12 protein-coding genes are annotated in these 12,239 nt (G+C 58.4%); 1 reads left to right on the forward strand and 11 read right to left on the reverse strand.

Going from position 1 to position 12,239, the window contains the following annotated elements; genetic code table 11:
• Nucleotides 1-160 precede the first annotated feature (160 nt).
• From EE949_RS10965 to EE949_RS11015, 11 genes are all read right to left on the reverse strand, one after another.
• A complete protein-coding gene (locus EE949_RS10965) occupies nt 161-601 on the reverse strand; it encodes a CBS domain-containing protein (protein WP_122664295.1) in 441 nt (146 codons plus the stop codon).
• Between the two features lie 119 nt (nt 602-720).
• Nucleotides 721-1,800, reverse strand: a complete 1,080-nt coding sequence (locus tag EE949_RS10970) for a protein-glutamate methylesterase/protein-glutamine glutaminase (protein WP_122664296.1) — start codon at nt 1,798-1,800, stop codon at nt 721-723.
• Nucleotides 1,763-2,290: a chemoreceptor glutamine deamidase CheD gene (gene cheD / locus EE949_RS10975; protein ID WP_122664297.1), complete on the reverse strand. Its 528-nt coding sequence runs from the start codon at nt 2,288-2,290 to the stop codon at nt 1,763-1,765. Before cheD ends, EE949_RS10970 begins: the two co-directional genes overlap by 38 nt.
• A complete protein-coding gene (locus tag EE949_RS10980) occupies nt 2,287-3,081 on the reverse strand; it encodes a CheR family methyltransferase (RefSeq protein WP_122664298.1) in 795 nt (264 codons plus the stop codon). Before EE949_RS10980 ends, cheD begins: the two co-directional genes overlap by 4 nt.
• Before the next feature lie 31 nt (nt 3,082-3,112).
• Nucleotides 3,113-3,652 carry a chemotaxis protein CheW gene (locus EE949_RS10985; RefSeq protein ID WP_122664299.1) on the reverse strand — a complete coding sequence of 180 codons (540 nt, stop codon included), beginning with the start codon at nt 3,650-3,652 and terminating at the stop codon, nt 3,113-3,115.
• 39 nt (nt 3,653-3,691) lie between these two features.
• Complete coding sequence (locus tag EE949_RS10990; RefSeq protein ID WP_122664300.1) at nt 3,692-5,350, reverse strand: methyl-accepting chemotaxis protein; 1,659 nt, start codon at nt 5,348-5,350, stop codon at nt 3,692-3,694.
• A 31-nt stretch (nt 5,351-5,381) separates the two neighbouring features.
• Complete coding sequence (locus tag EE949_RS10995) at nt 5,382-7,526, reverse strand: chemotaxis protein CheA (RefSeq protein WP_122664301.1); 2,145 nt, start codon at nt 7,524-7,526, stop codon at nt 5,382-5,384.
• 46 nt (nt 7,527-7,572) lie between these two features.
• Nucleotides 7,573-7,863: an STAS domain-containing protein gene (locus EE949_RS11000; RefSeq protein ID WP_122664302.1), complete on the reverse strand. Its 291-nt coding sequence runs from the start codon at nt 7,861-7,863 to the stop codon at nt 7,573-7,575.
• A gap of 51 nt (nt 7,864-7,914) precedes the next feature.
• Complete coding sequence (locus EE949_RS11005; protein ID WP_122664303.1) at nt 7,915-8,283, reverse strand: response regulator; 369 nt, start codon at nt 8,281-8,283, stop codon at nt 7,915-7,917.
• Nucleotides 8,284-8,292: 9 nt separating this feature from the next.
• Complete coding sequence (locus EE949_RS11010; RefSeq protein WP_122664304.1) at nt 8,293-9,507, reverse strand: methyl-accepting chemotaxis protein; 1,215 nt, start codon at nt 9,505-9,507, stop codon at nt 8,293-8,295.
• 358 nt (nt 9,508-9,865) lie between these two features.
• A complete protein-coding gene (locus tag EE949_RS11015; RefSeq protein WP_122664305.1) occupies nt 9,866-10,783 on the reverse strand; it encodes a LysR family transcriptional regulator in 918 nt (305 codons plus the stop codon).
• Between the two features lie 102 nt (nt 10,784-10,885).
• On the opposite strand from EE949_RS11015, the gene EE949_RS11020 reads away from it, so the two are divergent.
• Entirely contained in the window at nt 10,886-12,130 is a 1,245-nt protein-coding gene (locus tag EE949_RS11020) for an acetylornithine transaminase (protein ID WP_122664476.1), read from the forward strand.
• The last annotated feature ends 109 nt before the right edge of the window (nt 12,131-12,239 follow it).

Below are 12,239 nucleotides of genomic sequence, written 5' to 3' on the forward strand. Positions count from 1 at the left end.
CGCTTGCCCGCGATTCGGTCTGTCAGTCGATGAATGTATCGTCTGCACTGACGCAATCGCGGGCAAGCGCGCTCCTACAGGTAAAAAGCGTTCCAAATCAGACTCGCGTTGCTCGTGAGCTACAGGTACTTCCTCGCCTCGCTGTTGGTGGTTGAACCAATCAATCCCCGCGAATGTACTGCTCCAGCTGTTCGATCAGGCTGGCTTGCTCGGCGATGGCCTCTTTGACCAGGTCGCCGATGGACAGCAGCCCCAGCAGTTGACCCTCTTCCACGACCGGCAGGTGGCGCAGGTGGCTGTCGGTCATGATGCCCATGCAGGTCTCTACGCTTTGCAGGGAGTCGACGGTGATCACCTTGTTGCTCATGATCGCGCTGACCGGGGTGCCCACCGAGGAGCGGCCTTGCAGGACCATCTTGCGCGCGTAGTCGCGTTCACTGACGACGCCTACCAGTTTGCCGTTGTCCACCACCGGCAAGGCGCCGATGTTTTTCTCGGCCATGAGCCTGAGGGCATCGAGCACCATCTGGTGCGGGGAGATGGTGTGGACCTGCTGATTGGACGACGCCTTGAGCTTGAGCAGTTGTGCAACGGTTTTCATTTGTTGTTCTCCCGTGACGACCCGAGGCGGCGTAGGGCGGCCTGACAGTCTGCCAACAGCATCGTAGACCGCGCCTCACAGAGCAAGCTGCAAAACCACATCAAGGCATTAGAAAAACGCTATTTGTGCAGAATCGCATGCTGGATGTCGTGCAGAGGCATGATGCGCTGCGCGGCATTCAGTTTGATCGCTTCCTTGGGCATGCCGAACACCACGCATGAGGCTTCGTCCTGGGCCACCGTGGAACTGCCCGCGTCGAGCATTTCCTTGAGGCCCCTGGCGCCATCGTCTCCCATGCCGGTCATGATGATGCCGGTGGCGTTCTTGCCGGCAAATTTGGCCACTGAGCGAAACAGTACGTCGACTGAGGGGCGATGCCGGTTTACGAGTGGGCCATCCACTACTTGCACGTGATAAAACGCGCCGCTGCGGGTGACCATCATGTGCTTGCCGCCCGGTGCAATCAGGGCAAGGCCTGGCAGGATGCGGTCGTTGTTTTTCGCCTCGCGGACCTCGATCTGCGACAGCCCGTTAAGGCGTTCTGCGAAGGATGCGGTAAATTTCTCCGGCATGTGCTGGACGATGACGATGCCGGGACACACCCGAGGCAAGGCGGTCAGCACTGCTTCAAGCGCCTGGGTGCCACCTGTGGAAGTGCCCAGTGCGACGATTCGCTCGGTAGTCTGGGCCATGGCATGACCCTGTGCAGCAGGCAGAATCGCATCGGCGCTCAGGCGCGTTGCCGGCGTCAGCACCGGAGCGGGGGCTGCGCGTCTGCCCAGGTTTCTGACGTTTGCGTTGGCGGCGGCGCGAATGGCCCCGACCAGTTCTGCGGCGGACTCCAGCAGAAAGTTCTTCAGGCCAGTGGTTGGTTTGGTGATGACCTCCACGGCACCGGCCGACATGGCCTGCAGGCTGGTTTCCGCGCCTTTCTGGGTCAGTGACGAACAGATCACTACCGGAGTAGGGCGCTCGCTCATGATTTTCTTCAGAAAAGTAATGCCGTCCATGCGCGGCATTTCCACGTCGAGCACGATCACGTCCGGCCATTCTTTGGCCAGTTTATCCATGGCGAAGATCGGATCGGAGGCTGCACCCATCACATGGATGTCAGGTGTGTCGTTAAGGATACCCAGCAGGACCTGACGAACTACCGCAGAGTCATCGACCAGCAGTACGCTTATTTTTTTCGTCGCCATGTTCCGTGCTTGTCCTTATTGGTTTGTGCCTGACCCATACGTGTCCGTTGCACAGGTCGAAGATCACATTACGATAGCCTGTGCTGCCCATGTCCTGTGCAATCAGGTCCAGGTCATAGCTGTCGGCAAGCTCCAGCGCCGCACGAATATTCATCCGCGCAACGTCGCTGTAATGCACGCCACGCTTGTGGTGAGGAAACATTTCGCCGCCACCGAACAGCTTGAGTTGATAGTCTTCTGGCGCAGTACGGTGTGCTTTGGCGTGCTCGATGAACAGCTCGATCGCTTCGTCGCCGTACTTCCCGTTGAGTTCACCACACCTGCGGTTTCGGCTAGGCAGCATGAAGTGGCACATGGCCCCAATCTTGCGCACCGGATGCCAAAGGGTGATACCCACGCAGGACCCAAGGATCGTGCGAATGCGGGTTGGGCTTGTCGCGAAGTGAAAGTCACCTGGCGCCAGAAAGACTTCGTCGACGGTGGTGTTCATGGCTTGCGATAGATCGAGGGTGCTACCAGTTTCAATGCATCGCTGACGCCGTTGAGGCTTTCGGAGTGGCTGACAATGAAATACCCGCCGGGCTTGAGGCGCGGGAGCAAACGGGCTACAACCTTGATCTTGGTCTCCTGGTCAAAATAAATCATCACGTTACGAAGAAAGATCACGTCGAATTCGCCGAGTTCCGGCAGAGCCTCATTTAGATTGACCTGAATAAAGTTGACCCGGTTGCGCAACCCTCGGTCTACCAGGAACGTACCGTGCTGATTACCGATGCCTTTGAGGCAGTACTTGTGAAGCAAAGGTACTGGCAGGTTGGTGGCGCGCTCCATAGGGTAATGCCCGGCGCGGGCCTTGGCCAGTACCTGGCTGCTGATGTCCGAACCAATGATTTCCCATGGCGTGGTGCCCAGGCTTTCGGCCAGGGTCATCGCCAGACTATATGGCTCCTCGCCCGACGAACTGGCCGCACTCCACACGCGAAAAGTCTTGCCCGGGGTCGCTTTGGGCAAAACGTTCTGGCGCAGAAAATCGAAGTGCTTGGGTTCACGAAAAAAGTACGTTTCGTTGGTGGTGAGCAAGTCCAGCGCAACTTGCAGTTCGTCGCTGCGCTGGCCGCTCATGATCAGCTTGAAGTACTCGCCGTAGCTTTCCAGCCCATAGTGCTTGAGTCGCTTGAACAAGCGACCCGCGACCAGTGCCTTTTTGGCAGGCGACAGGCTGATGCCTGCGGCCCCGTACAACCAGGACTGAAACTGGCTGAATTCCCTGTCGTTGAGCATTGTTCCGTTCACGATATCTGCTCGTCCCTGATCAGCGCTGTTCGGTGTCTATAGCCGGAATTTGATCGACTGCCGCCAGACTCGACATTTCGTCGATGGACAGCACCTGATCAACTTCCAGAACGATGACGAACTTGCCATCGACCTTGGCCATTCCGCTGATGAAGTCAGCACGGATCTTTGCACCGAAGCTCGGTGGTGGCTCGATTTGCGAAGCGGGGATGTCCATCACCGCTGACACTGTGTCCACCAGCAGGCCGATGTCCTGTGACTGGCCGTCCGCTGTATTGGCTTCGATGATGACCACGCAACTGCGACGGGTAATCGTCGAGTTGGGGCGGCCAAAGCGCGCCGACAGGTCCACTACCGGAACCACCGCGCCGCGCAGGTTGATCACCCCGCGGACGAAGGCCGGCATCATCGGTACGACAGTGAGATTGCCGTACTCGATGATTTCCTTGATGCCAAGGATGCCGATGGCGAACATCTCGGTGCCGAGCATGAACGTCAGGTACTGCTCCTGTTCCTCAACGACCGTCACGTTTTGTCGCGTGGTAGCGATTGCGCCCATGTCTGTCTCCTTTCAAGGCAAGCGAGTGGGTGGATCCGCTCAGAATCGAGTGAATTCGGATTCATCCGGAGTGCTTGCCATGTTGTACGCAAACGATTTCTGTTGCGCTTGCGGGGCAGGGCGAGACGGCTTGCGGCTTGACGTGCCTGAGTTGCTGTCAAACTTTGCAGGCTGATTAGCGGCTTTCGGCGCAGCGTCCAGAGTGAAGAAGCTCATGGCCTGTTGCAGTTGTTCGGCCTGGCTACTCATTTCCTCGGCTGTGGCGGCGAGTTCTTCGCTGCTCGATGCGTTCTGTTGCGTAACCGAGTTGAGCTGGGTCATCGCAGTATTGATCTGCGCGACACCGGCGGCCTGTTCTTCGGAGGCCGCGCTGATTTCCTGCACCAGGTCCGAGGTCTTGTTGATTGATGGCACCATTTCGTTGAGCAGGTTGCCGGCTTTTTCTGCCATGTCGACACTGCTGGAAGACAGTTCGCCAATTTCCTGCGCGGCCACCTGGCTGCGCTCTGCCAGCTTGCGCACTTCAGCAGCGACGACAGCGAAGCCCTTGCCGTGTTCGCCCGCACGTGCGGCTTCGATGGCGGCGTTGAGTGCCAACAGGTTGGTCTGGTAAGCGATGTCATCGATGATGCTGATGCGCTGGGCGATCTTTTTCATGGCCACAACGGTCTGCTGTACGGATTCACCACCGTCGGTGGCTTCCTTGGCGGCCTTGCTGGCCATGCCGTCGGTGACTTTGGCGTTCTCGGTGTTCTGGTTGATGCTGGCACTCATCTGTTCGATGGAGGCGCTGGTTTCTTCAACGCTGGCGGCTTGCTCGCTGGTCGCCTGGCTCATGGACTGAGCGGTAGCGCTGACTTCTTCGGAGGCGCTGGCCAGATTGTCTGCCGCGTTGCGCACTTCACCGATGATGTGCGAAAGCTTGCCCACCATGTTTTGCATGGCATTGATGACCATGCCGGTTTCGTCTTTCGATCCGGCTTCAATGCGCACGTTCAGGTTGCCTTCGGCCAACTGCTCGGCAACCGAAGCCGCTTCTTTCAATGGGCGGGAAATGATCCGCGAGATGAACAATGCCAGACCCAGGCCGATGACCAGCGCAGCGATCAAGACGCCGATGATGGAGACCCGCGCACTGTCGTACAGCGCATCACCGCGCAGACTGGCAGCCTCCGCACCGGCATCGTTGTACTCAACCATTTTTTGCAGGTCGCCGGTGACCAGATCGAACTGGCGCTTGGACTCGCCAGCGAGCATCGCACGCGCTTCATCTTCGCGGCTCTGGTTGGAAAGGGACTGCAGGTCTTTGCTGACTGCGAGGTAACTCGCCCAGTCATTTTTTGTGACGGTGAAGAGGCGGCGATTCTCATCGGTGCTCAGCAGTTTCTCGTAGGTGTCCAGGCGAGTTTCGAACTGCTTTCTTTCGGCAGTTGCCTCCAGCGCAATCGCATTCTTGTCATCGATGGACTGTGCCGCCACATGACGGTTTTCCTTGATGCGATAATTCGCGGCGTAGAAGCGCATGGCAGATGCTGCACGCATGGACGGCATCCAGTTGTCGCGAATATCGCTGGCGGTGTCGTTCACCTGGCCCAACTGGATGATGGAAAACACGCCCATAACTGCGGTGAGGGCGAGCACCGTGAGAAATGACGCGATCAACTTTGTGGCGATCTTCAGATCGTAAAACCATTTCATCGGGTGTTACCTCCATGGAAATGCATGTGCATCAACGGGCAGTGGCTGGCGATTGGGCTTGATTGGCGGTGTAGCGTGTTTCTAGATGTACGATTTGGCTGAGCAGGGCCGGGACGTCGAGGATCAACGCCACCGCGCCACTGCCCAGAATGGTCGAGCCGCTGATGCCGCGCAGTGCGCCGAACAGCTTGCCCAACGGTTTGATAACGGTCTGGAATTCACCCAGCAGGTCGTCTACGACCAATCCCGCCTTGTGCTCGGCATAGCGCACCACCACCACGTTCTGGCGACGTGCGGGAGGACCGTCGTGCTGGAAGTGGTCACGCAGATACACCAGGGGCAGAACTTCCCCGCGCAGGTCCAGATAACCTTGTTCGCGGCTGATCTGACGGTCGTCTTCACTGAGTTCGATGCACTCCTGGACCATGTCCAGAGGAATCACATAAGTGGACTGGCCAATGCCGACCAGGAAGCCATTGATAATGGCCAGGGTCAGCGGCAGGCGGATGCGTATCACGGTGCCCTGGCCCGGCTTGCTGTCCAGATCGACAGTGCCGCGCAGCAAGGTGATGTTGCGCTTGACCACGTCCATGCCGACGCCACGGCCGGAAAGGTTGGTAACGGCCTGGGCAGTAGAGAAACCTGCTTCGAATATCAGGTTGTAGATTTCCTGATCGGTGAGGGTCGCGCCGGGGGCGAGCAGGCCGCGTTCCTGGGCTTTTTCCAGAATCCGGTCGCGATTCAATCCCGCGCCGTCATCGGCGATTTCGAGGACGATACTGCCCGAGTCGTGGTAAGCGTTCAGGTGCAGGTGGCCCTTGGCAGGCTTGCCGGCGGCGAGTCGTGCCTCGGCGCTTTCAATCCCGTGGTCCATGGCATTGCGCAGCAAGTGCATGAGCGGGTCGCCGATTTTCTCGACGACCGTTTTGTCCAGTTCGGTTTCGGCACCACTGATGATCAGGTCGATGTCTTTGCCCAGCTCCTGGCTGACGTCACGCACGACCCGACGGAAGCGGTTGAATGTGTCGCCGATAGGGATCATCCGCAGGCGCAACGCACCATCAAGAATTTCCTCTACCAGCCCGGAGACTGTTGACGTCGACTCCTGCAGGGGATCGTTGTCGCACGTACGGGCGAGCAGGGTGGCGCCCGCGCTGGCAATTACCAGTTCGCCCACCAGATTGATCAGTTCGTCGAGCTTGTCAGCGTTGACGCGCACGTAACGGCCATCTTTGGCTTTGCTGTCGACTGGCTTGTCGGCGGAAACCTGCTTTTCGCTGGCCAGCGATTTTTCGCTGGAAAGTTGCGCAGGGACGCGTGGCACTGAACGCTGGTCTTCCAGCAGTTCGCCCATCGCGACCATGGCCGTGCCGTGCTCTGTCCCTTGAGAGACAAGCTCAGTGCCCGTTTCAGCCTGCTGAGTGGCCGTCGCAGCCGAATCGATTCGGGTAATGTCTACCAGGCATTCATCGCGTACAAAGTCGAAGACTTCATTGATCGCTGCGTGGGTTGCGCTGGAGTTGAAGTCGATTTCGAAGCCCAGATAGCACGACTCTGCGTCCCATGCTTCGAGGGCGGGCAGGTTGTCGGTCAGTGTCTGTATCGCAACGATTTCACCCAGGGTGCCCAGAAAACGCAGGAACGACAACGGGTCCATGCCGTTGCGAAATACGTCCTGACCGAAGCGCAGGGATAGATGCCAAAGCACCGCGTCGGAGTGCTCGGCTGGCGCGTCGCTGTCCGGGATGACTTCCGGTTCTTCGCTGTCCTTGTCGCTGTGTGCCTGATAAGCCTGCAGGGTTTTGCGCAGTTCTGCTTCGCGGGCCAGAGCGGGCGCTTGCAATTGACCGCCCTGACTGGCGACCACATCGATCAGTTCCAGCATGTGATCGCCGGATTTGAGCAGCACTGCAATCAGACCTGCATCGGCGGCGACACTGCCTTCGCGCAAGCGATCGAGCACGTCTTCGACGATGTGCGTGAAGCTGACGATAGGGTCCAGTCCGAACAGACCGGCAGAGCCCTTGATGGTATGCGCTGCACGGAAGATCGCACCGATGGCGTCATCATTGCCAGGTTCGCTCTCCAGTTGCAGCAACGACTCTTCCATCGCTTCCAACAGCTCGCGAGCCTCGACGATGAACGTTTGTAATGCCTGATCGAGGTTAATGCTCACGTTCAGCTCCTTGTCGTGTCGGCCATGGCGGCCGGGCCTGCCGTGGTTAAACCGACGGGCCCAGGCCGCTCAATTGCAGGGTTTCCAGTACAGCTTTGCTATGCCCGGTCAGCGTCAACGCGGTCCCGGCACGGGAGGCCTCACGGGTGACCATGATCAGTAGTTGCAGGCCTGCGCCGTCCATTTCGGTGATCTGCGACAGATCGATCTGCATCTGCGGCGTCGCGCCCAGCTTCGGCAGCAATTGGGCGGACAATTCCGAGGCGGTATAGATGGTCAGCTCACCGTCGATGTTCACGTGTGCCGTGTCATTGAGTATTTCGCATGCAAGCGGCATCGCAACCTCCCGGGTATCAGCATCAAGTAGCAGGCATCAAGTAGCAGGCAATCAGGGCAGAATCAGTTTGGAAACCGCTGCGAGCATCTGCGCGGGCTGGAACGGCTTGACCACCCAGGCCTTGGCGCCAGCCGCCTGGCCTTCCATTTTTTTCGATTCCTGAGACTCGGTGGTGAGCATGATGATGGGCGTGAACTTGTAGTTCGGAAGTTTTTTGACTTCCTTTACAAAGGTGATGCCGTCCATGTTTGGCATGTTCACGTCGCTGATGATCAAGTGCACTTTCTGACCGTTGAGCTTGCTCAATGCGTCCCGGCCATCACTGGCCTCGATAACGTCATAACCCGCGCTTTTCAGGGCGATGCCCACTACTTGCCGAACGCTGCTGGAGTCGTCGACAACCAATACATTTTTAGCCATGAGGCTCTCCTAGAAGAAGGTTATTTCCTGAGAATTCTGTTGTCCGGTGCTGCTGCCATGGTGCGTATCGCGCTGTTCGTCGGTGGCGTAGGTCGCCTCCATACGGGCGAGCCAGCTACGCGCGTCAATGGGCACCGCCTGGTCAGGCATCTGGGTCGCCTGCTGAAGGTGTGCGTGCAGGTCGTCGATGTTGTCTCGCACGTGGGTCAGGATCTGGCTGACCCGATCCTGAAATTGCAGGCTGACCAGCACTTCCGTCATTTCATCGCGGATGCCGAAGCTTTCCTGCTGAAGCATTTCCGCGGACTCGGCAAGGCGCTCGGTAACACTCTTGAAACGTTCCAGAACACGCTGGATGCTGTTTTCGGAGTTGGCCACCGAGTTGCTGTCCTGATCCGCACCGCTGGAGGCGGCCTGCACCAACTGGGTAATGGCGGTGTTGATGATGTCCACCTTGGCTGACATCTGCTGACCGGTCTCACTGGACTTGCTTGACAGGCTGCGTACGGCGTCGGCAACCACGGCAAAACCGCGACCGGCTTCGCCAGCGCGTGCGGCCTCGATGGCGGCGTTGAGTGCCAACAGGTTGGTTTGCGCAGCAATGGCCGCGACATCAGCCGCCATGGTGCGCAGCTCGCCGGTGTAGGCGGTGAGGTTGCGAACCTGGGCGAGGGTTTCGTCGCGGCTGGTCTGCGTGGCTTTGAGGGAATTGATCACCTGCACCAGGTCGCTGTCGCTTTGCGCGAGAACCTGCAGTGCGCCATCGTTGCTTTGCCCACCCAGATCACCCGCTGCATGTTGCGACGCATGCACTGTTTCCTGAAGCCGCGAGGAAATACCGGTGAAGCGGCCGGTCAGGGTCACAATGGCGGTTTCGGTCTGTTGCCGCGAGCTTTCTACCTGCTTGGCCCAGATGGGCATTGCACCGAGCAAGACTTCGTTGATCTGTGCATTCGATTGCAGCGATGCGCCTTCAGCAGTTTGCTGATGATGCAAGGCTGTCGCCTGGGCGATGGCAAGGAGTTTGCGATTTTGGCTGGCGGCAGCGAACAGGCCCGTGGCGACGCCAGCAGCCAGTACGGCAGCGCTTAAACCGATGTTCAATTGGGTCGGTGCCGACAACAACAGTGCTGCGCATCCTGCGACTGCAGGCACCAGCGGAAACCAGAGGAAGAGCGTTTGGCGGCCTTGACTATGAGAACTACCGTTATGGCTCGGCGTCATGGTTCGTTCCTTGAACTGCTACAAAGGATGATTTGCGAATATCTGGTTATCTGCTCGTACGACTGAGACTTTAGTCACATTTATGACGCCAATCGCTAAACACTCGGACGGGCACGCACCTCATTTGAGGGGTTTTTTTCACGATCATGTTTTTTTGACGTGTGTTTTGCCTTTATTTGCGGGGGTTTCCCTGATTTGAGGTCAGGAAAAAGCGTAGCAGCGCAATTTCAAACGCGGAAATATTTTGTCGTTAATAGACGGAACTATTTTTTGTTTTGTTGTCCTCACCCCCCACGCTCCCGATGTTTGTAAGAGCTACCGAAGGCAGCGAAGCGGTGTGTCCAACAGATCTCGTGTGCTACCGCGCGTCTACCGGGCGGCCCCACAACTCCATCACGTAGTCGACGAAGCTGCGTAGTTTGGGTGACCTGTAGCGGTCCTGGGGGTAAAGCAGATTCATCGGGCGACACGGCAACTGGTAATCAGGTAGCAGGGCGATCAGCCTGCCGTCTGCCAGGTCTTCACGCACAAGCGCGTCAGGCATCATCACTATCCCGGCTCCGGCACGCGCTGCCTTGTGCAGGCCCGCCGAGGTATTCATCGTGATCGGCCCGCTGACCGGAACCAGCACCTCGCCATCCGCACCCGTCAAACGCCAGTGTTTTTCAACCGAACTCCAGTCGTCACCCGCCGGGTAGGCAAATGCCAGGCAGTCGTGTTGCTGCAGGTCCATAGGCGCGAGGGGCGTGCCTCGGTGTTGCAGGTACGAGGGTGCAGCGCACAGGGTCAGGGTGTAATCCAGCAGTGGCCGGGCGACCAGACTTGAGGTGTGGACAGGACCCAGGCGGATAGCGGCGTCGAAACCCTGGCCGATCAAGTCCATGCGCTCGTTACTCCAGACAATGTCGAGCTTGATTTGCGGGTAGCGGCGAATGAATTCGCTGAGCGCCGGGGCAAGGCTTTCCGAGCCGAACGTGAACGGTGCAGTGATCCGTAACGTCCCCTGGGGAGTGTCTTGGGACTGCGCGGCCAACTGCTCCGAGTCCGCCACCAGCGCGAGTACATCGACACAACGTTGGTAGTACGTTGCACCAAACTCTGTCAGCCCCTGACGCCGGGTCGTACGTTTCAGCAGGCTGACCCCCAGCCTTTGCTCAAGCCCGCGCAGGTGGTTGCCGACCATCGTGGTCGACATGCCGCATTCCATCGCCGCCGCCGTCATGCTGCCTGTTTCGACCACTTTTACAAAAACCGACATTGCCTGGAGTAAGTCCATTATCAAGCCTGACTTTAAAATGATTTAAGAGATTGGCCGTTTATCCAGCTCAGGTTGCTAACGATACTGGAAAAAACCACGCCCGAGATGGAGTTTCACATCATGACCGCCACTAGCCTGATGACCACGTATCAACCCCTTGCGCTGAACTTTGTTCGCGGCTTGGGTACCCGTGTGTGGGACGATACTGGCCGCGAATATCTGGATGCGGTGGCGGGTGTGGCAGTCACCAATGTGGGGCATTCCCATCCCCGTTTGGTAGCGGCCATCAGCGAGCAGGCCAGTCTGCTGATACACACTTCGAACCTGTACAGCATTCAATGGCAGCAGCTACTGGCCGAGAAACTGACCCGGCTGGCGGGTATGGACAAGGCGTTTTTCAATAACTCCGGCGCAGAAGCCAACGAGACCGCGCTGAAACTGGCCCGACTCTACGCATGGCACAAAGGGATCGAAAAGCCGTTAGTGGTGGTGATGGACAATGCCTTCCATGGCCGCACACTCGGGACCCTGTCAGCCAGCGATGGTCCGGCGGTGCGGTTAGGGTTCAATTCGTTGCCCGGTGACTTCGTCAAAGTGCCTTTTGGGGATTTACCGGCATTGGACAAGGTGTGTCAGGCCTACGGCAATCGCATCACGGCGATTCTGCTGGAACCGATTCAGGGCGAAAGTGGTGTTCAGTTAGCCCCGCCGGGTTACCTGAAGGCTCTGCGGGAGCTGTGCAGTCGGCGTGCCTGGTTGCTGATGCTGGACGAGATTCAAACCGGTATGGGCCGTACCGGGCAATGGTTTGCTTTCCAGCACGAAGGCATCGTGCCGGACGTGATGACGTTGGCCAAGGGGCTGGCCAATGGCGTTCCGATCGGCGCCTGCCTGGCACGGGGCAAAGCTGCGCAGTTATTTACGCCGGGCAGCCACGGCAGCACCTTTGGTGGAAATCCGCTGGCATGCCGGGCTGGCTGCACAGTAGTGGACATCCTCAATGATCAGAACCTGCTGAGTAACGCCCGTCATCAAGGTGAACGGCTACTCGCCGGCTTGCGGGCAGCCCTGAGTGAACACCCGAATGTGCTGGCTATTCGTGGCAAGGGGTTGATGGTGGGCATCGAGCTGACCCGGCCTTTACCCAATCTTGCCGCGATTGCTGCCAGAGAGCATGGCCTGTTGATCAACGTGACACGGGGCAAAACGATTCGCTTGCTGCCACCGTTGACGCTCAATGAGCAGGAAGTGGATGCGATTGTGTCGGGGGTATGCAAGACGCTGACGTCGTGTACGGGGAGGGAGGAGGTGACTGCTGCGACGCACACCAGGATTAAGTCCGTACAGCCTGTAGTAAACGCATAACCTTTCGGTGCTCACCGAGGTTGCGAGGCCTGCGATGGCGGTTTGTCTGACACGCCGCTATCGCTGGCCTCGTTACCTCGGTGAGCTCCTACAGGGCTTGGGTCGCCTT

The sequence above is a fragment of the Pseudomonas viridiflava genome (assembly GCF_900602065.1).
In the GTDB taxonomy this organism is placed as follows: Bacteria; Pseudomonadota; Gammaproteobacteria; order Pseudomonadales; family Pseudomonadaceae; genus Aquipseudomonas.